Here is a 21765-nt window from a genome sequence, read left to right on the forward strand (position 1 = left end):
TGAGAACTTCGGAGTATCCCCATGAGCGCCGTCGCAGAAATCACCGAAACCACCACCGCCGAAATGCCCACCCCGATCGTCTTCACCGACAGCGCAGCTGCCAAGGTGGCCGATCTGATCGCCGAGGAAGGCAACCCTGACCTGAAGCTGCGCGTGTTCGTGCAAGGTGGCGGCTGCTCGGGCTTCCAGTACGGCTTCACCTTCGACGAGATCACCAACGAAGACGACACGACCATGACCAAGAATGGCGTGTCGCTGCTGATCGACGCCATGAGCTACCAGTACCTGGTGGGTGCCGAGATCGACTACAAGGAAGACCTGCAGGGCGCGCAGTTCGTGATCAAGAATCCCAACGCGTCCACCACCTGCGGCTGCGGATCGAGCTTCTCGGTGTAAGCCTTGTCGGCCGCGCTGCAGTGAAGCCCGCAGCAGCCCGCCGCACAACACGCCACCAACCGCCGCGCAGCAATGCGCAGGCGGTTTTTTAACGCCTGCGCCCTCCCTGCCTTGCCATGATTCCTGAAGACAAAAGCGCTTCCGCCTCCACCACATCCTCCTCGCGTTCGGTGCTCCTATGGCTCGTGGCCATCGGCTTTTTCATGCAGACGCTGGACGGCACCATCGTCAATACCGCGCTGCCCACCATGGCCGAGGCCCTGGGCGAGAGCCCGCTGCGCATGCAGTCCGTCATCGTCGCCTATTCGCTGACCATGGCCATGCTGATCCCGGCATCGGGCTGGATGGCCGACCGCTTCGGCACGCGGCGCGTCTACCTGTGGGCGATTGCGCTGTTCGTGCTGGGATCGGTGCTGTGCGCGATTGCTCCCAACCTGCAGCTGATGGTGGCCGCACGCGTGCTGCAGGGCATGGGCGGGGCGCTGCTCATGCCCGTGGGCCGGCTGGCCGTGCTGCGCGCCTTTCCGCGCGAGCAGTTCCTCAAGGCCATGAGCTTCGTGGCCATTCCCGGCCTGGTCGGGCCGCTGATCGGCCCCACGCTGGGCGGCTGGATGGTGGAGTACGTGAGCTGGCACTGGATCTTCCTGGTCAACGTGCCCGTGGGCCTGATCGGCCTGGCCGCTACCCTGCGCTTCATGCCCGTGGGCGACCGCTTCGCCGTCAAGCGCTTCGACGGCGTGGGCTATGCGCTGCTGGCCTTCGGCATGGTGGCCGTGTCGCTGGCGCTGGACAGCATGTCGGGCAAGGGCATCCACGGCGCCATGGTCTTCGTGCTGCTGATCTTCGGCTTGGCCAGCCTGGCCGCCTACTGGCTGCATGCGCTGCGCCGGCCCGACCCGCTGTTCGCCCCCGAGCTGTTCGCCGTGCGCAGCCTGCGCGTGGGCCTGCTGGGCAATCTGTTCTCGCGCCTGGGCAGCTCCTGCATGCCCTTCCTGATCCCGCTGGTGCTGCAGGTCTGCCTGGGCTTTTCGCCGCTGCAGGCCGGCATGATGATGCTGCCCACGGTGCTGGCCAGCATGGCCATGAAGCGCCAGACCACCACGCTGATCCAGCGCATCGGCTACCGCCGCGTGCTCATGGGCAACACCCTGGTGCTGTCGCTGATGATCGCCAGCTTCGGCACGGTCTCCACGGCGCTGCCGCTGTGGGTGGTCATCGTCCAGCTGCTGATCTTCGGCGCCACCAACTCCATGCAGTTCACGGCCATGAACACCGTCACGCTCAAGGACCTGGATGCTGGCAACGCCAGCAGCGGCAACAGCCTGCTGTCCATGGTGCAGATGCTGGCCATGGGCATGGGCGTGGCCGCCGCAGGTGCGGTGCTGGCCGGTTTCAGCGAATGGTTCGGCGGCGATACGCCGCAGCACACCCTCAATGCCTTCCGCGCCACTTTCGTCTGCATGGGCGCGGTGACGCTGGCCTCGACCATGATCTTCTCGCAGCTGGGCGACGATGAGGATGTGCGGCCCAAGCCTTTGGTGCCGGCCGAGCACGAGTGAGGGCTGCCGTCGGGCTTCACGCCTTCTTGGAGAAGAACACCACTTCGGGCAGGCCCTCGAAGTGGGCGTCACAGGTCAGCAGTCCGGCCCCATGGTGCCGTGCCGTGGCGTAGACGATGGCATCCGCCATGGCGAGTCCGTGGGCCCGGTGCATGTCGGCGGCCAGCAGGGCAAGCCTGGTATCGAGCGGCACGACCACGCATTTCTGCGTATAGGCAATCATCTGATCTGCCGCTTCCTCGCCAATCTCCCGAACCAGCCATTTGGAAAGCTCCAGCTGAACGATGGTGGGAACGATGCACTGCGGCTTGTCCGGAAGCTGCGCGGCCAGGCGGCGACCCAGGGCGCTTGCGATAAGCCATTCGATCCAAGCGGAAGTATCGACCACGCGCATGGCTAAGGCTGCCATCAGCTTCGGTCTTCGCGATCTCGGTAGCCGTCCGTGCGTGCTCCCTTGGCGATGCCGGCCAGTTGTTCGAGTTCAGGCACGGGCATCAACAGCACGCCCTTGCCTTTGGGAATGAACACGAATTCCTGACCCGCCTGCCAGTGCTGCTCATCGCGCACGTTCTTGGGGATGGATATCTGGAATTTGCTGGACAGAGTGGCCGTGGTGCTCATCGCTGCGCTCCGGGGATCGATGGAGATTTGGTAAGAATACGCGAAGGCAGGTGCAAGTCACACTGGTTCCCATGCAGCGTGCTTGCGTACGGTTTCGCGAAGGCAGGCCAGAGCCTGGGTCGCAAGTTTTGAAACCTGAACCGCTGCAATCCACACTTTTGTTGCGGGTTTACCCTTGTTTTTGGCAAGGATATATGGCAGCCCGCATAGGAAATATCGAGGCCGTCTTATGCGTTTGGGCGGGGCTGGACTTAATCTCGCGTACATCCGCAGGACTTACGCAAGCAAGAACGCAAACACGCCATCGCCACAGGGCCAGCGGCTTTCTTCCTCGGAATTTGCGTAAGTCGTGATCCGAACAGTCCACGCACCAGCAGTTGCCCCCACGAGCATGAGCCAGAGCCCCAGTTCCCAACCCATCCGCTTCTATCACCGCGGCCAGATCGTCGAGGTACAGGGGCCGCATCCCACGCGCTCGGTGCTCGACTGGCTGCGCGGCGACGCGCGCTGCACCGGCACCAAGGAGGGCTGCAACGAAGGTGACTGCGGCGCCTGCACCGTGGTCATCGCCGAGCTGGCCGAAGACGGCGCGCCCGACGCCGTGGGCGGCCTGCAGCTGCAGACGGTCAATGCCTGCATCCAGTTCCTGCCCACGCTGCACGGCAAGGCGCTGTTCACGGTGGAGGACGTCAAGGGCCAGTGCGCCGGCAAGCAGGGCTGTGCCACGGGCAAGCCCGCAGGCGGTGCCGAGCTGCACCCCGTGCAGCAGGCGCTGGTGGACTGTCACGGCTCCCAATGCGGCTTTTGCACGCCGGGCTTCGTGATGTCGCTGTGGTCGGCCTACGAGCACCACCAGCAGGCCGGCACGCGTCCCTCGCGCCAGCAGCTGGCCGACGAGCTGTCGGGCAATCTGTGCCGCTGCACGGGCTACCGTCCCATCCTGGACGCAGGCCAGCGCATGTTCGACCTGCCCGCCACGCGCATGGCCACCGAACCCGTGGTGCAGGCGCTGCAGGGCCTGCGCGCGCAGGATGCCGGCTTGGACTACGCTGCGCCCAACGCCGCCCAGGGCGGCCGTGTGGACAGCTTCCACGCTCCGCGCACGCTGGACGAGCTGGCCGCCGTGTGCGAGGCCAAGCCCCGCGCTCGCCTGCTGGCAGGCTCCACCGATGTGGGGCTGTGGATGACCAAGCAGTTCCGCGACCTGGGCGACATCGTCTATGTGGGCGACGTGGCCGAGATGAAGCGCGTCGAGGAGCGCCGCGGCGCGGGCAGCCTGGACGGCGGCGAGCTGTACATCGGCGCCGGTGCCTCGCTGGAATCGGCCTGGTCGGCGCTGTCGCAGCGCTTCGAGGGGCTGACCGATGTGTGGCTGCGCTTTGCCTCCGTGCCCATCCGCCATGCGGGCACCATGGGCGGCAACGTGGCCAATGGCTCGCCCATTGGCGACTCCCCGCCCGTGCTGATGGCGCTGGACGCGCAGATCGAGCTGCGCAAGGGCGCACGCGTGCGCCGCATGCCGCTGCATGACTTCTACCTGGACTACATGAAGAACCAGCTGGAACCGGGCGAGTTCGTGCAGGCACTGGCCGTGCCGCTGGACGCTGCACGGCGCCAGACCCGTGCCTACAAGATCAGCAAGCGCTTTGACTGCGATATCTCGGCGCTGTGCGCGGGGCTGGCCATCGAGCTCGATGGCGAGGTGGTGAAGTCCGCCCGCCTGGCCTTTGGCGGCATGGCCGCCGTGGTCAAGCGTGCGGCCCTGGCGGAGGCGGCCATCGTGGGCCAGCCCTGGGACCAGGCCGCAGTGAAGGCCGCCCAGGCCGCGCTGGCCCAGGACTTCAAGCCCATGTCCGACATGCGCGCCAGCGCCGACTACCGGCTCAAGGTGGCGCAGAACCTGCTGCAGCGCCTGTGGCTGGAGACACGTCTGCAGCAGCCGCTGCCGCTGCAGGCCACCAGCGTCTGGAGCGTGATGCCCCACGCAGTGCACCAAGGAGCCTGAAATGAACCGCCCCATCGACCCTTCCCTGCTGCACTCGTCCGAGGCCTTTGCGCATTACCTGAAGAACGCCGCCTTCCGCGTGGACGAGCGTGCCGAGGCCGGCGCCCACACCCAGGGCCAGCGCGTGGGCATCAGCCGCCCGCATGAATCGGCCCATCTGCATGTGGCCGGCGAGGCCGCCTACATCGATGACCTGCCCGAGCTGGACGGCACGCTGCACTGCGCGCTGGGCCTGTCTCCCGTGGCCAATGGCCGGCTCAATGCGCTCAGGCTGGATGCCATCCGCGCCATGCCCGGCGTGGTGGCCGTGCTCACCGGCGAGGACATTCCCGGCGTCAACGACTGCGGCTCCATCATCCACGACGACCCCATCCTGTGCAGCGGCGAGATCCGCTACCTGGGCCAGCCGCTGTTCGCCGTGATCGCCGAAAGCCGCGAGGCGGCGCGTCTGGCTGCGGCCCAGGCCAAGGCGGCGGCCGACATCACGGCCGAGCCGCCCGTGCTCACGCCCCAGCAGGCGCATGAGCTGGGCCAGTACGTGCTGCCGCCCATGCACCTGGCGCGCAGCACGAATGAAGGCGGCGCGCGCCGCGCCATGGACGAGGCGCCGCACCGCCTGAAGTCCTCGTTCTACGTGGGCGGCCAGGAGCAGTTCTACCTGGAAGGCCAGATCAGCTACGCCATTCCCAAGGAGGACGGCGCCGTCCACCTGTACTGCTCCACCCAGCACCCCAGCGAGATGCAGCACCTGGTGGCGCATGCGCTGGGCGTGGCCTCGCACGCCGTGCATGTGGAGTGCCGCCGCATGGGCGGCGGCTTCGGCGGCAAGGAGTCGCAGTCGGCCCTGTTCGCCTGCGTGGCCTCGGTGGCCGCGACGCGGCTGCGCCGCCCCGTCAAGCTGCGCCTGGACCGCGATGACGACTTCATGATCACGGGCCGCCGCCACTGCTTCTGGTACGAGTACGAGGTGGGCTACGACGACGAGGGCCGCATCCTCGGCGCCGAGATCTCCATGGTCTCGCGCGCCGGCCACTCGGCCGACCTGTCCGGCCCCGTGATGACGCGCGCGCTGTGCCACTTCGACAACACGTACTGGCTGCCCGATGTGTCCATGCACGGCTACTCCGGCAAGACCAATACGCAGAGCAATACGGCGTTCCGCGGCTTCGGCGGCCCGCAGGGCGCGATCGCCATCGAGAACATCATGGAGACGGTGGCGCGCGAGCTGGGGCGCGATGCGCTCGATGTGCGCCGCGTCAACTTCTACGGCAAGACCGAGCGCAATGTCACGCCCTATAGCCAGGTCGTGACCGACAACATCATCCACGAGCTGGTGGCCGAGCTGGAGACCTGCAGCGACTACCGCGCGCGCCGCGATGCCATCGCCGAGTTCAACGCGGCCAGCCCCGTGCTCAAGCGCGGCCTGTCGCTGACGCCGCTCAAGTTCGGCATCTCCTTCAACGTCAAGCACTTCAACCAGGCCGGCGCCCTGGTCCATGTCTACAACGACGGCTCCATCCTCGTGAACCACGGCGGCACCGAAATGGGCCAGGGCCTGAACACCAAGGTGGCCCAGGTCGTAGCGCATGAGCTGGGCGTGGGCTTCGGTCGCGTGCGCGTCACGGCCACCGACACCACCAAGGTGGCCAATACCTCGGCCACGGCGGCATCGACGGGGGCCGACCTCAACGGCAAGGCCGCGCAGGACGCGGCGCGCCAGATCCGCGAGCGCCTGGCCGCCTGCGCCGCAGAGCGCCATGGCGGTCGCGCGGAGGACGTGCGCTTCGCCAACGACCAGGTCCACGTCAACGGCAAGGTGCTGGACTTCAAGGCCGTGGTGGGCGAGGCCTACATCGAGCGCGTGCAGCTGTGGTCCGACGGCTTCTATGCCACGCCCGGCCTGTCGTGGAACAAGGACACCATGCAGGGCCGGCCCTTCTTCTACTATGCCTACGGCGCCGCCGTGAGCGAGGTGGTGGTGGACACGCTGACCGGCGAGTTCAAGCTGCTGCGCGCCGACGTGCTGCACGACGTGGGCCGCTCGCTGAACCCGGCCGTGGACGTGGGCCAGGTCGAGGGCGCCTTCATCCAGGGCATGGGCTGGCTGACCACGGAGGAGCTGGTCTGGCATCCGCAAAGCGGCAAGCTCACCACGCACGCGCCCAGCACCTACAAGATCCCGACGGCCAACGACTGCCCGCCCGTGTTCAACGTGCGGCTGTTCGAGGGCGACAACTTCGAGGACTCCATCCACCGCAGCAAGGCCGTGGGCGAGCCGCCGCTGCTGCTGCCGTTCTCGGTGTTCTTCGCCATCCGCGATGCCGTCTCGGCCGCGGGCGGGCACCGCAGCAACCCGCCGCTGCAATCGCCGGCCACGCCGGAATCCATCCTGCGCGCCATCGAGGCCGTGCAGGCCGCCGGGAGCTGAGCGGACCGGCGCCGCCCCCTCATTCCTTGAATCCGCGCGCAGCGATGCGCGCAACCAGGTCCATGGCCGCCCGGCAGGGTGCCATGCCTTGTGCCGGCCTGGACAGCCGGTGCTCAACCCTGGGCGCTTTCACAACCGTTGCGCCCCGCATGCGAAAACAACACGGAGACAATGCGATGAACTGGATGGAACGGGTGTTCAAGCTCAGTGAGCACGGCACCAATGTAAGAACCGAGCTGGTCGCGGGCCTGACGACCTTTCTGACGATGGCCTACATCATCTTCGTCAATCCCTCGATCCTGGGGGATGCGGGGATGCCCAAGGGGGCCGTCTTCGTGGCCACCTGCCTTATCGCGGCGCTGGGCACGACCATCATGGCGCTGTACGCCAACTATCCCATCGCGCTGGCGCCGGGCATGGGCCTGAACGCCTATTTCGCCTACGTGGTGGTGCTGCACATGGGCTTCACCTGGCAGGCCGCGCTGGGCGCGGTCTTCGTCTCGGGCTGCCTGTTCCTGCTGGTGACGCTGTTCGGCCTGCGGGAGCTGATCATCAAGGGCATACCGCAGTCCATACGCATAGCGATCACCGTGGGCATCGGCCTGTTCCTGGCGCTGATCGCGCTCAAGAGCGCGGGCATCGTCGCCGCATCGCCGGCCACCTTCGTGACCCTGGGCGACCTGCACAAGCCCGAAGTCATCCTGGCCTCGCTGGGCTTTCTGATCATCGTGGTGCTGGACCGCCTGAAGGTGCCGGGCGCCATCCTGATCGGCATCGTCGTGGTCACCGTGGCCTCGTTCTTCTTCGCGGGCAACGAGTTCCACGGCGTGTTTTCGGCGCCGCCCTCCATTGCACCCACCTTCCTGCAGCTGGACATCAAGTCCGCGCTGACCGGCGGCATCCTCAACGTGGTGCTGGTGTTCTTCCTGGTCGAGCTGTTCGATGCCACGGGCACGCTGATGGGTGTGGCCAAGCGCGCGGGCCTGCTGGTGCCCAGCCGCATGGGCCGCTTCAACCGCTCGCTGCTGGCCGACAGCGGCGCCATCTTCGCGGGCTCGCTGCTGGGCACCTCCAGCACCACGGCCTACGTGGAAAGCGCGGCCGGTGTGCAAGCGGGTGGCCGCACGGGCCTGACGGCGCTGACCGTGGCCGCGCTCTTCCTGTGCTGCCTGTTCCTGTCGCCCCTGGCCGGCGTGGTGCCCGGCTACGCCACGGCGCCCGCGCTGTTCTTCGTGGCCTGCCTGATGCTCAAGGAGCTGACCGAGATCGAATGGGGCGAGACCACCGAGGCCATCCCCGCTGCCGTCACGGCCCTGCTCATGCCCTTCACCTACTCGGTGGCCAATGGCCTGGCCTTCGGCTTCATCACCTATGCCGTGCTCAAGCTGTTCACGGGCCGTTCCAAGGAAGTGCACTGGATGGTGTGGCTGATCGGCGGCGTCTTCCTCTTCAAGTTCGTCTATATAGGCGGATAGCACCCCCTGAGGCGCTTACGCGCCTTCCCCCGTATGCACGGCGCCCTCTCTCGCTTCGCGGGAGGGGGACGACGCCCTCGCCGCGAGGCGGCTCTTGCTCGGCGTCCCTGCTTTTGGGCCGCGCCAGTTTCATAGGCTTTGGGCTCAGGCAAGATGTTTGGTGGGCCCATGCTTGGCGGATGCCTTGCACGGTTTTTTTATGCGGGGTGGATGGCGCCCAGGATGCGCGGGCCGCGTGCGCCCGTCACGGCGGGCAGGTTGCCGGGCAGGCCCAGCAGGGCCTGGCGCGCCAGCCAGGCGAAGGCGGCGGCCTCCACCTGCTGCGGAGGCAGGCCGCGCGCGGCCGTGGTGTCCACCGCCACGCCGGGCAGCAGGGCGGCGATGCGCTGCATCAGCTGCGTGTTGAAGGCGCCGCCGCCGCAGACCAGCAGCTCGCCGCCGCCACGCCCGAAGCGCTGCACGGCACTGGCGCAGGCCCGGGCCGTGAATTCGGTGAGCGTGGCCTGCACGTCGGCGGGGCGCGCATCGGCGGCGCTGGTTGCACTGGCGGACAGATGGCCGGCCAGCCAGTCCGCGTGGAACAGGTCGCGCCCCGTGCTCTTGGGTGGCGGCTGCTGAAGGAAAGGCTCGGCCAGCAGGCGGTCGAGCAGGGCGGGCAGCACCTGGCCCGTGGCCGCCCACTGGCCGCCGTCGTCATAGGGCTGGCCCGTGTGCGTCTGGCACCAGCCGTCCATCAGCGCATTGCCGGGGCCGCAGTCGAAGCCCAGCACCGTGCCATCGCCGGCCAGCACGCTGAGATTGGCGATGCCGCCGATGTTGAGCACCAGCACCGTCTCGCCGGGCCGGCCGAACACGCCCTGGTGGAAGGCGGGCACCAGTGGCGCACCCTGGCCGCCAGCGGCCACATCGCGGCTGCGCAGGTCGGCCACCACGGCAACGCCGCTGAGCTCGGCCAGCAGGGCCGGGCTGTTGAGCTGCAGCGTGTAGCCCATGCCGTCGAACATCTGCGGCCGGTGGCGCACGGTCTGGCCGTGGGCGCCGATGGCTGCGATCTGGCCGGGCGCCAGGGCTGTGGCCTGCAGCAGCTCCCGCACCACCTCGGCATAGCTGCGCGCCAGCGCATTGGCCGCCAGCGCCGCGCGGTGCAGCTCGTCGCGGCCCTCGGGGGTGTTCAGGGCCAGCAGCTCGGCGCGCAGCGCGGCATCAAAGCCCCGGCTGGCATGCCACAGCACCTGCGTGCCTTCGGCAAAGTCCACGAGAACGCCGTCCACCCCGTCGAGCGAGGTGCCGGACATCAGGCCGATGCAGTAGCGGTGGGCGATGGGGGAGGGGGCTGGCTGGTTCATGCCGGCAATGGTAGCCCTGCGGGACCCCGGGGCTGGCGATCACAAAAGGATGCGTCTGAAACAACAAAGGCTGCCAGGGCAGCCTTTGCGTGATCGCAGCGATGGTTCAGCGTTCGCTGGCCAAGGCCAGCGCCTCGTTCGATGCCTGCAGCTCGATGCGCATCTGCGCGGCCATCTTGTCGAAGGCGGCACGGCCGGCCTTGGAGACGGGGCGGGCGGCATCGGTGGCCTGGACGATGGTCATGGGGTCGCGGTGCTCGCCATTGACGCGGAACTCGAAGTGCAGGTGCGGGCCCGTGGCCCAGCCCGTGGAGCCCACGTTGCCGATGATGTCGCCCTGTTCCACGCGCTGGCCGCGCGTGACGCCGATGTGGCTCAGGTGGGCATAGACCGTGGTGTGGTTGTTGGCGTGGTCCACGAAGATCACATTGCCGTAGCCGTTCTGCACTCCCGCGAAGGAGACGGTGCCGTCGCCCACGGTGCGTACCTTGGTGCCCGAGGGTGCCGCGAAGTCCGTTCCCAGGTGGGCTCGCCAGGTCTTGTGGATGGGGTGCATGCGCATGGCAAAGCCGCTGCTGATGCGCGAGAACTCCACGGGCGAGGTCAGATAGGCCTGGCGGCGGCTCTTGCCGTCCATGGTGTAGTAGTCGCCCTTGGCCTTGCCTTCGTCCTGGAACCACAGGGCCTGCACGACCTTGCCGTTGTTGTGGAACTCGGCGCTGAGCACGCGGCCCGCGCGCAGCGGCTCGCCATCGGCTTCCAGCGATTCGTAGACCACCGAGAAGCGGTCGCCCTTGCGCAGGCCGCGGCGGAAGTCCACATCGCCCTGGAAGATGTCGGCCATCTGCATGGCCACGGCGTCGGGAATGGAGGCCGCATCGGTGGCGGCGAACAGCGAGCTGCGGATGATGCCGCCGGCCAGGCGCGGCGAGGCGGTCAGCTTGCCCGTCTCGATGCGTGTGCTCAGTTCATTGTTCTTGCGCTCGACCACGAGGCGGCGGAAGCTGCCGTCCTCGTCGGGTGCCCAGCGCACGGTCAGCAGGGACAGCTGGTGGTCGGGCGTGGTCTCGGCCGTCACCAGGCGGCCGGCGCGGCCCAGCACATGCTGGCGCACCTGGTCGTTGCCGCGCATGAAGGCGGCGGCGGCCGGATCGGCCACGCCCAGGCGCTGCAGCAGGGTTTCGGCCGTGTCGCTGCCACGCGTGTATTCGGAACGGTACAGGGACATGCCCTGCACGCTGTCGGTCAGCTCGGCCAGGGTCTGGCCCTCGGCCAGCGATTCCACGGGCGTGGACAGCATGCGCACCGGCAGGTCGGCCGGATCGGGTCCCAGGTTGGCCACGGCGAAGGCACCGCCGCCGCCCGTGAGCAAGATGGCTGCCAGTGCTGCGGTGACACGCTGGGGGTGTTGCTGGATCACGGAGGTCAGCCGCGCAACAAGAGCACCGCTGGCATGGTTCAAGCCATATTTCACAACATCAGATCCTTGGGTTGCGCGCATCCGGCCTGGGGGCCGGACAGCATCGCAGCGGCGGGATACGCTCTCCAGACGGGCAACAAGTCCGCGCTCTGTGGTGCGGAAAGGCGGGCGTCTAGAATTCGCCGCAGCGGGAAAATCCCCGGAGTATACCGACGCGGTCCTACGCGGCCTGGCGAAAAACCCTTATGAATCAATCTGCTGTTACAACATACCCGGTCACTGAAGGTGTAGGCCAAGCGCTTGAAATCACCCTGCGCGGCGTGGATGAACTGCTGCCCCAGGCCGACTGGGTGCAGAAACTGGCCCGTTCCGAGGCCACCGGCGTGCCGCTGCGCATCAAGCTGGGCCTGGACCCGACGGCGCCCGACATCCATCTGGGCCACACCGTGGTGCTCAACAAGATGCGCCAGCTGCAGGACCTGGGCCACCAGGTGATCTTCCTGATCGGCGACTTCACCACCCTGATCGGCGATCCTTCGGGCCGCAACAGCACGCGCCCGCCGCTGACGGCCGAGCAGATCAAGGTCAACGCCGAGACCTACTACACCCAGGCCGCCAAGGTGCTGGACCCGGCGCGCACCGAGGTGCGCTACAACAGCGAGTGGTGCGACAAGCTGGGCGCGCGCGGCATGATCGAGCTGTCGGCCAAGTACACGGTGGCCCGCATGATGGAGCGCAACGACTTCCACCAGCGCTTCACCGAGGGCAGCTCCATCAGCCTGCATGAATTCCTCTACCCGCTGCTGCAGGGCTATGACTCGGTGGCGCTGCGCGCCGACCTGGAAATGGGCGGCACGGACCAGAAGTTCAACCTGCTCATGGGCCGCCACCTGCAGCAGGAATACGGGCAGGACACGCAGTGCGTGCTCACCATGCCGCTGCTGGTGGGCCTGGACGGCGAGCACAAGATGTCCAAGTCCAAGAACAACTACATCGGCATCACCGAGGACGCCAACACCATGTTCGCCAAGGTGCTGAGCATCTCGGACACGCTGATGTGGAACTGGTACACCCTGCTGTCGTTCAAGAGCCTGGCCGAGATCGCCGCGCTCAAGGCCGAGGTGGAAGGCGGGCGCAATCCCAAGGACGCCAAGGTGCTGCTGGCCAAGGAGATCACGGCGCGCTTTCACAGCGCGGCGCTGGCCGATGCGGCCGAGCAGGATTTCAACAACCGCAGCAAGGGCGGCATTCCCGACCAGATCGACGAGGTCAGCCTGTCGGGCGCGCCGCTGGGCATCGGTGCCCTGCTCAAGCAGGCCAACCTGGCGCCCTCGACCAGCGAGGCCAACCGCCTGATCGACGGCGGCGGCGTGCGCGTGGATGGCACGGCCATCAGCGACCGGGGCCTCAAGCTCGAAGCCGGCACCTATGTGGTGCAAGTGGGCAAGCGCAAGTTTGCGCGCGTGACGCTGGGCTGATGCCCGCGCCGGGCCATGCGCCCGGCTGCACAGCAATGAAGGACGCCGGCATGCCCGCGTCCTTTTTTCATCGCCGGGCCGCCCCAAGATGAAAACGGCCCCCTCGGGGGGCGCGGACCTTGCGCAGCAAGGGGAGCATGGGGGTTATTTTTCAAGCCGGGGGCGATTCGACGGTTTCGCGCGTGACCTCGGCCTGCTCCTGCAGCCACCGGCAGAAGGCGGCCACCTCGGGACGCGCGGCGCTGCGCGGGCCCACGATCAGCCAGTAGGCCAGCGGCGATTCCAGCCGGTGCGCGGGCAGCACCTCGACCAGGTCGCCAGCCGCCAGCGCATCGGCCACCAGCGGCAGGCGTGCAATGGCCAGGCCCTGTCCGGCCAGTGCGGCCTGCACGATCTGGTGGGCGTAGTTGAAGTACAGCCAGCGCGGCGGCTGCAGCTGGTCGCAGCCCTGCACGCCGAACCAGCGCTGCCAGCCCAGCCACTCCAGCTGGGGCATGCGGTGGGCGTCGCCGGTCTCGATCAGCGTGTAGCGGGCCGCGTCGGCCGGCGTCTTGAGCGGCGGGCCGCCGGCCAGCAGGCGCGGGCTGGCCACCACGGCCAATTGCTCGCCGAACAGGCGCTGCGCCTGGTGCCAGCCGTCGCCCGCGCGGCCGTAGCGCAGGGCCAGGTCCACATCGGTGGTGTCCAGGTCCATCACGGTGTCGCTGGTGTCGATGCGGATGTCGATATCGGGCCAGGCGCGCTGGAAGGACTCCAGGCGCGGGATCAGCCACATGGCGGCAAAGCTGGCCCAGGTGGTGATGGCCACGCTCTTGCGGCCCACGGTCTGGCGGATCTGGCGCACCGAGGCGTCGATCTGCTCCAGCGCGGGCGCCACCGAGCGCAGCAGCTGGGCGCCGGCCCCGGTCAGCTCCACGGCGCGCGTGTGACGCAGGAACAGCGGCACGCCGACTTCATCCTCCAGCGACTGGATCTGGCGGCTCACGGCCGACTGCGTCAGCGACAGCTCGTCGGCGGCCGCGCGGAAATTCAGGTGCCGGGCCACGGCCAGGAAGGCACGCAGATGGCCGGCTCCGATGGCGCGTGTGCGCAGCAGGGGAACGGGTGCAGTGGTGGCATGGGGCATGGCGCCGCCAGCATACGTCAATCGTGTGACCGGCCGCAGCCCTTGGCGGGCAGATAATCGGCGGCGTTGCCGGCACAGGTTCTGGCGTTTTGGATGAATCACCTATGACAGCACCTCTGGATCTCGTCATCATGGCCGCGGGCAAGGGCACGCGCATGAAAAGCCGCCTGCCCAAAGTCCTTCAGCGCCTGGCGGGGCGCCCGCTGCTGGGCCATGTGCTGGCGACCGCAGCGCAGCTGGATGCGCGTTCGGCCGTGGTGGTCACGGGCCACGGCGCGGACCAGGTGGAGCCCGCCATGGCGGCGGCCTGCCAGGGCGGCTCCATGGCGCTGAAGTTCGTGCGCCAGGAGCCGCAGCTGGGCACGGGCCATGCGGTGCAGCAGGCCGTGCCTGCGCTGGCGGGCGACGGCATGGTCATCGTGCTCTCGGGCGATGTGCCGCTGACGCAGGCCGACACGCTGCGCGCCCTGGTCGATGCGGCCGATGGCCAGCGGCTGGCGCTGCTGACCGTGCGCCTGCCCGATCCCACGGGCTATGGCCGCATCGTGCGCGGCGAAGACGGCACGGTGCAGCGCATTGTCGAGCAAAAGGATGCCAATGACGCCCAGCGCGCCATCCAGGAAATCTACAGCGGCATCATGGCCGTGCCGGCCCGCCACCTGGCCGGCTGGCTGGCCCGCCTGACCAATGACAACGCCCAGGGCGAGTACTACCTGACCGACGTGGTCGCCATGGCCGTGGCCGACGGCGTGCCCGTGGTCGCGCACTGCATTGCCGACCCCGTGCAGGTGGCCGGCGTCAACAGCCCGCTGCAGCTGGCCGAGCTGGAGCGCGCCCACCAGGGCGCCCAGGCCCGCACGCTGATGGAGCAGGGCGTGCGCCTGGCCGACCCCGCGCGCTTTGACCTGCGCGATGACCCGCGCACCGGCCGCGCGGCACGCCTGGTCTGCGGGCAGGATGTGGAGATCGACGTGGGCTGCATCTTCAGCGGCCATGTGGAGATTGGCGAAGGCGCGCGCATCGGCGCCTATTGCAGCATTGCCAACGCCACGATTGCGGCGGGCGCCGTCATCCATCCGTACACGCATGTCGATGGCGAGAAGGCCGGCGTCAGCGTGGGCGAGGGCGCCCTGGTGGGCCCGTTTGCGCGCCTGCGCCCCGGGGCGCAGCTGGGCCGCGAAGTGCACATCGGCAACTTCGTCGAGGTCAAGAACTCCGTGCTGGCCGATGGCGCCAAGGCCAACCACCTGGCCTACCTGGGCGATGCCACGGTGGGCGAGCGCGTCAACTACGGCGCCGGCTCCATCACGGCCAACTACGACGGCGTGAACAAGCACCGCACGGTGATCGAGGCCGACGTGCACATCGGCAGCAACTGCGTGCTGGTGGCTCCCGTCACCATTGGCGCGGGCGGCACGGTGGGCGGCGGCTCCACGGTCACCAAGAGCACCGAGCCTGGCGTGCTCACGGTATCGCGGGGCAGGCAGGTGAGCATCACCAGCTGGAAGCGCCCGGTCAAACTGCCCAAGTCCTGAGACTTCCGAGACACGTGGGCTCGAGGGCCCGCATCGCCGGCGGGTCCCGTACGGGGCAAGCCGATTTTCCGAATCTCCTGACCCTGTTCATGCCATGACGGAACCTTTCGCCCACCCTCCGCCTGACCCTGCCGCCGACCTGCAAGGCCCGCCTCGCACGCTGCAGGATGCGCTGGAGCGCCTGGCCCAGCGCGAGCAGGAGCTGCAGGCCCTGCGCGCCGCGCAGCAGGAATGGCTGCACGCGGTGTCGCACGACCTGCGCGCGCCGCTGCGCCATGTGCTGTCCTTCGGCCCCCTGGTGGACGAGCTGCTGTCGCAGGCCGCGCCTTCGCCGCAGGAGCTGCAGGAGGCACGCGGCTTCCTGCAGACCATGGACCAGTCCGCCCGACGCATGGGCGGCATGCTCGACGGCCTGCTGGCCCTGGCGCGCGCCGCCCGCACGCCCATGCAGTGGCAGCCCATTGCCTTGCAGGAACTGCTGGAGCAGGCGCGCACGGCGGTGCTGGCGCAGCCGCGCTGGGCGGCCTGCGGCGCGGCGGCGCGGCTGCAATGGAGCCTGCCGCAGCAAAGTCCCGCCGTGCGTGCCGACGCGGCCCTGCTGCGCCAGGTGCTGGAGGCGCTGCTGGACAACGCCGTCAAGTTCACCCAGCCCGTGGCCCAGCCGCGCATTGCCATCGATGTGGAGCGCCATGCCGACGGCGGCATCACGCTCAGCGTGACGGACAACGGCGTGGGGTTCGACCCCTCGCGTGCGGGCGCGCTGTTCGGCATCTTCCAGCGCATGCACCGTGAGTCGGAGTTTCCGGGCCTGGGCACGGGCCTGGCCCTGGTGCGCGGCGTCATGCGCCGCCACGGCGGCGAGGCCACCATCCGCGCCACGCCCGCGGGCGGCTGCAGCGTATGCCTGAACTGGCCCGGCGGCGAAGTGCGGCGCACGGATCGCGGGCTCTGAGTCTGCCTGCCGCTTGCGCCAGCCCTCAGATCAGCGTGTCGTCCGGCTCGGGCTGGTGTGCCTGGCGCGAGGCCTCGCTGCCCGCGTCCGTGCCCGACCTGGTGGGCGCGCTGCCGGCCATCAGCGGCGCAGCAGGTATCACCTGGTCGCGCCCGGCGTCCTTGGCGCTGTAGAGCGCGCTGTCGGCCGCATTGATCCAGTCCTTGACCGACAGAAAGCTGGGGTCCGCCGCCGCCACGCCAATGCTGGCGCTGACGCGCAGATGCGGGTGCTCGCGCACGCGCAGCTGGCTCAGCTGGTTGCGTATGCGCAGGGCCACCGCATAGGCATCGTCCAGATGGGTGTGCATGCACAGCACGGCGAATTCATCGCCTCCGTAGCGGCCGGCCGCGTCATGCGATCGCAGGCAGTGCCGGATGGTCAGGCCGATGGCCTGCAGCACCTCGTCACCCACGGTGTGCCCAAAGCTGTCGTTGATGCGCTTGAAGTGGTCTATGTCCACGATCAGCAGGCAGGCCGAGGTCTGCGTCTGCCGGTAGTCGCGCAGCGCGGCGCGCGCCTTCTGCCACCAGTAGTCGCGGCTGTACAGCGTGGTCAGGGGGTCGATGCGGCTGAGCACCTGCAGCTTCACGTTCTGTCGTGCCAGCTTGCGCACCAGCTGGCGCGTGGACCAGCTGGAGAACACGCTGTGCAGCAGGAGCAGGGGCAGCATGCTCAGCTGCACTGCCAGGCTGGCCTCCCACTCGGGCGCGGGCCGCAGCAGCAGGGCCCCCGCGGCGGCGGCCAGGAAGGTGGCGAACAGCGATTGCAGCCAGCCGTCGCGCGTGGCCGTGTGGTTGCGGTCTGCAATGCTGATGGCCAGCAGCGCAATGCTGGGCAATGCACAGAAATGCATGACGGGAATCCAGCTGCCGATGATCAGCGCATCTATCTTCAGATTGGCGTGTTCGGCGCGGTGGCTGTCACGGCTGTGGCGGGCGTGGAGAAAGGCGATGTGCGGCCAGACCAGGGCGCTCACCAGCACAAAGCCCCAGACAGCCGTGCTGGCGCCCAGCTCGGTCATGGTCGTGCCCACGACGAGGCCACCCAAAGCCATGCTGGAGACGCGCAAGGGATAGGTGCGGCGATGGATGCGCTGGCGCAAGGACATGGCGGTGCGAGCCGAGTGCGCGCCGATTGCCTAGCGCGTCAGAAAGTGTTGTTGCATCAATTTGTATCATTGTCCCCGTGCGTGCGCAACGCCTTAAAGTCCAACGTTGCCCAAAGTTGGCGTTCGGGACACATTGCAGGCTTGCTGTCCTACGCAGTCCCGCCGCCGCGCAGTTTCCTGATGCGCACAATTACTCGCAAAATCAAGCGTCCTGGCCTCATTGGGCGCCTGTTCCGGGATTTGCCGGCGGCAGCGGCATGGCGGTGGAGAACTTGGCGCGCCTGACGCTGAAAAAACTCTTGACATTGCGCACGTTGGCGTCGCCCGTGAATAGCGCCCGGCTCAACTCCAGGTAGGCCGGCATGTCGGGCGCGGCCACCACGAGGATGAAATCAGGCCCCGCCGATACGCGCCAGCACTGCTGCACGGCGTCCAGCGCCACGGCGCGGCGCTCGAATCCGTCCAGCGCGTCACTGTCCTGGCGGTCCAGCGAGACCTCCACAATGGCCTGCAGCCCATGGCCCAGGGCGGCGGCCAGGCGTTCGGGCTGCAGGATGGCCACCTGCCGCTCGATCAGCCCGGACTCCTGCAGCCGCCGCACGCGGCGCAGGCAGGTGGGCGGCGACAGCTGCAGCAGCGCGGCCAGGGCCTGGTTGCTGCGGCTGCAGTCTTCTTGCACCAGCTGCAGCAGCTGCAGGTCGGTAGCGTCCAGTTGAATGGAATTTTGGTTCATTTTGTTATTTATATTGAAATAATATTTCTTGAATGCCTGATGATGAAATATTAGTTCAATAGATAAGGAAATCTGGAGAGAAATTTCTTTTCAACCTGCGTAGCATCCGTCGTCATCTCGAAACAAGGAGCTTGTCCATGTGTGGCATCGTCGCAGCGGTTTCCTTCCGCGATATCGTCCCCGTTCTCGTCCAGGGCCTGCAGCGCCTGGAATATCGCGGCTATGACTCCTGCGGCGTGGCCGTGCAGGCGCTGGACGCACAGGGCGTGCACAGCCTGGGCCTGCGGCGCGCCCGCTCCACGGCGCGCGTGGCCGAACTCATGGACCAGGTGCAACAGGACAAGGTCATCGGCCACACCGGCATTGCCCACACGCGCTGGGCCACGCATGGCGAGCCGGCGGTGCGCAACGCCCATCCGCATTTCAGCCACGGCCCTGGCGTCTCGCCCGTGGCCGACACCGACCAGCCGGCCCGCGTGGCCCTGGTGCACAACGGCATCATCGAAAACTACGAAGCCCTGCGCGCCGAGCTGCAGTCCAAGGGCTATGTCTTCGCCAGCCAGACGGACACCGAGGTCATCGCCCACCTGGTGGACAGCCTCTACGGCGGCGACCTGTTCGAGGCCGTGCAGGCCGCCACGCAGCGCCTGCATGGCGCCTTTGCCATCGCCGTCATGCACAAGGACGAACCGCAGCGCGTGGTGGGCTCGCGCGCCGGCTCGCCGCTGATCCTGGGCGTCGGCCAGGACGGTGCCGAACACTTCCTGGCCAGCGACGCCATGGCCCTGGCCGGCGTGACCGACCAGATCGTCTACCTGGAAGAGGGCGACATCGTGGACCTGCAGCCTGGCCGCTACTGGCTGGTGGGCAAGGGCGGCGAGCGGCTGGCGCCCGAGCAGCGCCCCGTGCGCACCGTGCACGCCCACAGCGGCGCGGCCGAGCTGGGTCCCTACCGCCACTACATGCAAAAGGAAATCTTCGAGCAGCCGCGCGCCATTGCCGACACGCTGGAAGGCGTGCAGGCCATCGTGCCCGAGCTGTTCGACGGCGTGGCCTCGGACGGCAAGGCCGGCACTTCGGCCTGGCGCGTGTTCAAGGAGATCGACCGCGTGCTCATCCTGGCCTGCGGCACCAGCTACTACAGCGGCTGCACGGCCAAGTACTGGATCGAGTCGCTGGCCGGCCTGCCCTGCAGCGTGGAAGTGGCCAGCGAATACCGCTACCGCACCAGCGTTCCCCATCCCAAGACCCTGGTCGTCACCATCAGCCAGTCGGGCGAGACCGCCGACACCCTGGCCGCGCTGCGCCATGCCCAGAACCTGGGCATGAAGCACACGCTGACCGTCTGCAACGTGGCCACCAGCGCCATGGTGCGCGAATGCGAGCTGGCCTACATCACGCGCGCCGGCGTGGAGATCGGCGTGGCCTCCACCAAGGCCTTCACCACCCAGCTGGCAGGCCTGTTCCTGCTGACCCTGGCCCTGGCCCAGTCGCAAGGGCGGCTGAGCGAGGAAAAGGAGCAGCAATACCTGGCCGCCATGCGCCACCTGCCCGTGGCCCTGCAATCCGTGCTGGCGCTGGAGCCCCAGGTCATCAGCTGGTCCGAGGACTTCGCCAAGCGCGAGAACGCGCTCTTCCTGGGCCGTGGCATCCACTACCCGATTGCGCTGGAAGGCGCGCTCAAGCTCAAGGAAATCAGCTACATCCACGCCGAGGCCTATCCGGCCGGCGAGCTCAAGCACGGCCCGCTGGCCCTGGTGGACAGCGCCATGCCCGTGGTCACGGTGGCGCCCAACGACGAGCTGCTGGAAAAGCTCAAGAGCAACATGCAGGAAGTGCGTGCGCGCGGCGGCGTGCTCTATGTGCTGGCCGATGCCAAGACCAACATCGAAAGCAGCGAAGGCATGCACGTCATCCGCATGCCCGAGAACTACGGCGCGCTCAGCCCCATCCTGCACGTGGTCCCGCTGCAGCTGCTGGCCTACCACACGGCCTGCGCACGCGGCACCGATGTGGACAAGCCGCGCAACCTGGCCAAGAGCGTGACGGTGGAGTGAGGCGGGGGCCGGGGTAGGGCGCAGGTATTCTGGGTAATTAAAGTCGTAAACACGCAATTAAAGTTGTAAACAAGCCTGCAGCATCCATGCATCTTCGCGCCGTAATCGTTTGTAACGGTAAAGTCGTAAACTCGAATTCGACGGATGAAGATGACTTGGATATGCGGAGGTAAATTCAGCAGTTTTGAGCTTGTTGCTATAGAAAAGAGCGCACATTTTTGGCGCTCTTTTTTTAATGTGATGAGAGGTTCTTTCGGTCTGAGCAGGCTTACATGCAGCAATGCTGCAAGAGGCTGAGAGGAGCTGGTCACCCGTCCTCCGAAAAGATGTACGGTCCCAGGAAGTCATGGTGCACTCTTCAGCCTGGAACAGGAGAAAGCACTATGGCAGTCCGCCTGCATGGCGGCGATCGCGCGGCGCCTCGTATCCGCGCAGAACTCCAGCTAGCGACCGGCTCCCATCGGTCCTCGGCGAAGCTCTAGGGCATCAACCCCCAAGACCGCGGTCAAGTGGCATGCGCTCACTTCGGTGCTCGATGAGCTCGTGGGTCCTCGGGACAGAGCAAGCCAGCATCTTTCCCAAGAGCAAGAATACTTGGTGAGTGCGTTGCGCAAGCAAGGGCATCTGTCGGTGGACGATCTCATGGGGCAACCCCGTAGCGCCTTGCATCGATGCCTGTAGCGTCACGGAATCAGCCGACAACCCGCAACGCAACTGCCACGAAGGCACGGAAAGCTTGAAGAAACGACGCTGGGATCGGTCACATCTTCGAGCGCATTTTGCGATTTCAATGGTGTCGAGAAAAGGCAGACCAAGCCGTACCGCCCCTGGACGAACGGCATGGTCGAGCGCATGAACCGGACCATCAAGAAATTCACGATCAAGGCCTACGAGTACCAGGGAGTGGAGCAGTTACGGGAGCATGTCCAGGCCTTCGTTCAAAGCTACAACTTCGGAAAGCACTTGAGGGCGCTCAGGTGGAAGACACCATTCCGGGCAATTTGCGAGGCGTGGGCAAAAGATCCAAGCCGCTTTAGATTTCATCTGCACCATCCAACTATTGGACTGGACATCTAGCGCTTAGCCAATACTTCAAACGGTACTACATTAGTCCGTAGATCAACGCGAAGCTGAGTAGTTCAGCCCGAATGCCCGCCAACTGAAGGTACAGCATGGTATGACTAATAGCGCAAGCATGCTGTGTTGTCTAGTCGTGGATGTAGGTGTCCTTGAATTGTATGTAAAGGTTAAAGTCGCTTTATAAGCTCTGGTTGTCAGATTTCGTAAAAAATTGAACTTTTGAAAAATCTTTGAAATGTTGACATGTGCAAATGATTTTTGCCATATGCAGCTCAATTGATTGGTAACACTTATGTCCGCATTGTTGTCAGAAACTAAGTTGCAGAGGTCGTACGCCTCTTCGATTGATTCAACTGGGGAGGCCATTAGTAGCCTAACGCCAGAGTTGGTTATTGCATTATGTG

16 protein-coding genes and 1 pseudogene are annotated in these 21765 nt (G+C 66.8%); 10 read left to right on the forward strand and 7 right to left on the reverse strand.

The window, feature by feature from the left end:
- The first annotated feature begins 21 nt into the window (after nucleotides 1-21).
- Nucleotides 22-396, forward strand: coding sequence for an iron-sulfur cluster insertion protein ErpA (gene erpA / locus G4D77_RS20000; protein WP_016448458.1), 375 nt, complete (start codon nucleotides 22-24; stop codon nucleotides 394-396).
- Nucleotides 397-512: 116 nt separating this feature from the next.
- The gene (gene mdtD / locus G4D77_RS20005; RefSeq protein ID WP_043790458.1) at nucleotides 513-1955 is read left to right on the forward strand and encodes a multidrug transporter subunit MdtD; all 1443 of its coding nucleotides are present in this window, start codon (nucleotides 513-515) and stop codon (nucleotides 1953-1955) included.
- A gap of 16 nt (nucleotides 1956-1971) precedes the next feature.
- Here mdtD and G4D77_RS20010 read toward each other — a convergent pair whose 3' ends face one another.
- Nucleotides 1972-2349, reverse strand: coding sequence for a type II toxin-antitoxin system VapC family toxin (locus tag G4D77_RS20010; protein ID WP_154833391.1), 378 nt, complete (start codon nucleotides 2347-2349; stop codon nucleotides 1972-1974).
- Between the two features lie 14 nt (nucleotides 2350-2363).
- Entirely contained in the window at nucleotides 2364-2576 is a 213-nt protein-coding gene (locus tag G4D77_RS20015; protein WP_154833393.1) for an AbrB/MazE/SpoVT family DNA-binding domain-containing protein, read from the reverse strand.
- 391 nt (nucleotides 2577-2967) lie between these two features.
- Here G4D77_RS20015 and xdhA point away from each other — a divergent pair, with 391 nt between their 5' ends.
- From xdhA to G4D77_RS20030, 3 genes are all read left to right on the forward strand, one after another.
- The gene (xdhA, locus tag G4D77_RS20020) at nucleotides 2968-4581 is read left to right on the forward strand and encodes a xanthine dehydrogenase small subunit (RefSeq protein ID WP_154833395.1); all 1614 of its coding nucleotides are present in this window, start codon (nucleotides 2968-2970) and stop codon (nucleotides 4579-4581) included.
- A 1-nt stretch (nucleotide 4582) separates the two neighbouring features.
- Nucleotides 4583-7009, forward strand: a complete 2427-nt coding sequence (gene xdhB, locus G4D77_RS20025; RefSeq protein WP_154833397.1) for a xanthine dehydrogenase molybdopterin binding subunit — start codon at nucleotides 4583-4585, stop codon at nucleotides 7007-7009.
- A 176-nt stretch (nucleotides 7010-7185) separates the two neighbouring features.
- On the forward strand, nucleotides 7186-8484 hold the full coding sequence (locus G4D77_RS20030; protein WP_016448452.1) for an NCS2 family permease: 1299 nt from the start codon (nucleotides 7186-7188) through the stop codon (nucleotides 8482-8484).
- Between the two features lie 197 nt (nucleotides 8485-8681).
- Here G4D77_RS20030 and G4D77_RS20035 read toward each other — a convergent pair whose 3' ends face one another.
- Both G4D77_RS20035 and G4D77_RS20040 read right to left on the reverse strand, forming a co-directional pair.
- Nucleotides 8682-9830, reverse strand: a complete 1149-nt coding sequence (locus tag G4D77_RS20035; RefSeq protein WP_017407536.1) for an anhydro-N-acetylmuramic acid kinase — start codon at nucleotides 9828-9830, stop codon at nucleotides 8682-8684.
- Between the two features lie 106 nt (nucleotides 9831-9936).
- Nucleotides 9937-11331 (reverse strand): peptidoglycan DD-metalloendopeptidase family protein, encoded by a 1395-nt coding sequence (locus tag G4D77_RS20040; protein ID WP_154833399.1) that lies wholly within the window; start codon nucleotides 11329-11331, stop codon nucleotides 9937-9939.
- Between the two features lie 164 nt (nucleotides 11332-11495).
- Here G4D77_RS20040 and tyrS point away from each other — a divergent pair, with 164 nt between their 5' ends.
- Complete coding sequence (gene tyrS / locus G4D77_RS20045; RefSeq protein WP_016448449.1) at nucleotides 11496-12728, forward strand: tyrosine--tRNA ligase; 1233 nt, start codon at nucleotides 11496-11498, stop codon at nucleotides 12726-12728.
- Between the two features lie 151 nt (nucleotides 12729-12879).
- Here the strand turns inward: tyrS and G4D77_RS20050 are convergent, their stop codons facing one another.
- The gene (locus G4D77_RS20050; protein ID WP_061288603.1) at nucleotides 12880-13854 is read right to left on the reverse strand and encodes a LysR substrate-binding domain-containing protein; all 975 of its coding nucleotides are present in this window, start codon (nucleotides 13852-13854) and stop codon (nucleotides 12880-12882) included.
- A gap of 104 nt (nucleotides 13855-13958) precedes the next feature.
- On the opposite strand from G4D77_RS20050, the gene glmU reads away from it, so the two are divergent.
- The gene (glmU, locus tag G4D77_RS20055; protein WP_034348976.1) at nucleotides 13959-15389 is read left to right on the forward strand and encodes a bifunctional UDP-N-acetylglucosamine diphosphorylase/glucosamine-1-phosphate N-acetyltransferase GlmU; all 1431 of its coding nucleotides are present in this window, start codon (nucleotides 13959-13961) and stop codon (nucleotides 15387-15389) included.
- Between the two features lie 94 nt (nucleotides 15390-15483).
- Nucleotides 15484-16341, forward strand: a complete 858-nt coding sequence (locus tag G4D77_RS20060) for a sensor histidine kinase (RefSeq protein WP_016448447.1) — start codon at nucleotides 15484-15486, stop codon at nucleotides 16339-16341.
- 25 nt (nucleotides 16342-16366) lie between these two features.
- Here the strand turns inward: G4D77_RS20060 and G4D77_RS20065 are convergent, their stop codons facing one another.
- The gene (locus tag G4D77_RS20065; RefSeq protein WP_016448446.1) at nucleotides 16367-17491 is read right to left on the reverse strand and encodes a GGDEF domain-containing protein; all 1125 of its coding nucleotides are present in this window, start codon (nucleotides 17489-17491) and stop codon (nucleotides 16367-16369) included.
- Between the two features lie 217 nt (nucleotides 17492-17708).
- Nucleotides 17709-18224, reverse strand: coding sequence for an Lrp/AsnC family transcriptional regulator (locus G4D77_RS20070; protein WP_154833401.1), 516 nt, complete (start codon nucleotides 18222-18224; stop codon nucleotides 17709-17711).
- Between the two features lie 137 nt (nucleotides 18225-18361).
- Here G4D77_RS20070 and glmS point away from each other — a divergent pair, with 137 nt between their 5' ends.
- Complete coding sequence (gene glmS / locus G4D77_RS20075; RefSeq protein ID WP_016448444.1) at nucleotides 18362-20281, forward strand: glutamine--fructose-6-phosphate transaminase (isomerizing); 1920 nt, start codon at nucleotides 18362-18364, stop codon at nucleotides 20279-20281.
- A gap of 383 nt (nucleotides 20282-20664) precedes the next feature.
- Nucleotides 20665-21358, forward strand: a pseudogene (locus G4D77_RS20080) (integrase core domain-containing protein).
- Nucleotides 21359-21765 lie beyond the last annotated feature (407 nt).

This window comes from Delftia sp. WY8, from assembly GCF_018437695.1.
GTDB classification, from domain to species: Bacteria; Pseudomonadota; Gammaproteobacteria; order Burkholderiales; family Burkholderiaceae_C; genus Comamonas; species Comamonas tsuruhatensis.

Coding starts and splice junctions, on each gene's coding strand:
- erpA (WP_016448458.1), top strand. CDS start 22: ATGAGCGCCGTCGCAGAAATCACCGAAACCACCACCGCCGAAATGCCC.
- mdtD (WP_043790458.1), top strand. CDS start 513: ATGATTCCTGAAGACAAAAGCGCTTCCGCCTCCACCACATCCTCCTCG.
- G4D77_RS20010 (WP_154833391.1), bottom strand. CDS start 2,349: ATGCGCGTGGTCGATACTTCCGCTTGGATCGAATGGCTTATCGCAAGC.
- G4D77_RS20015 (WP_154833393.1), bottom strand. CDS start 2,576: ATGAGCACCACGGCCACTCTGTCCAGCAAATTCCAGATATCCATCCCC.
- xdhA (WP_154833395.1), top strand. CDS start 2,968: ATGAGCCAGAGCCCCAGTTCCCAACCCATCCGCTTCTATCACCGCGGC.
- xdhB (WP_154833397.1), top strand. CDS start 4,583: ATGAACCGCCCCATCGACCCTTCCCTGCTGCACTCGTCCGAGGCCTTT.
- G4D77_RS20030 (WP_016448452.1), top strand. CDS start 7,186: ATGAACTGGATGGAACGGGTGTTCAAGCTCAGTGAGCACGGCACCAAT.
- G4D77_RS20035 (WP_017407536.1), bottom strand. CDS start 9,830: ATGAACCAGCCAGCCCCCTCCCCCATCGCCCACCGCTACTGCATCGGC.
- G4D77_RS20040 (WP_154833399.1), bottom strand. CDS start 11,331: ATGCGCGCAACCCAAGGATCTGATGTTGTGAAATATGGCTTGAACCAT.
- tyrS (WP_016448449.1), top strand. CDS start 11,496: ATGAATCAATCTGCTGTTACAACATACCCGGTCACTGAAGGTGTAGGC.
- G4D77_RS20050 (WP_061288603.1), bottom strand. CDS start 13,854: ATGCCCCATGCCACCACTGCACCCGTTCCCCTGCTGCGCACACGCGCC.
- glmU (WP_034348976.1), top strand. CDS start 13,959: ATGACAGCACCTCTGGATCTCGTCATCATGGCCGCGGGCAAGGGCACG.
- G4D77_RS20060 (WP_016448447.1), top strand. CDS start 15,484: ATGACGGAACCTTTCGCCCACCCTCCGCCTGACCCTGCCGCCGACCTG.
- G4D77_RS20065 (WP_016448446.1), bottom strand. CDS start 17,491: ATGTCCTTGCGCCAGCGCATCCATCGCCGCACCTATCCCTTGCGCGTC.
- G4D77_RS20070 (WP_154833401.1), bottom strand. CDS start 18,224: ATGAACCAAAATTCCATTCAACTGGACGCTACCGACCTGCAGCTGCTG.
- glmS (WP_016448444.1), top strand. CDS start 18,362: ATGTGTGGCATCGTCGCAGCGGTTTCCTTCCGCGATATCGTCCCCGTT.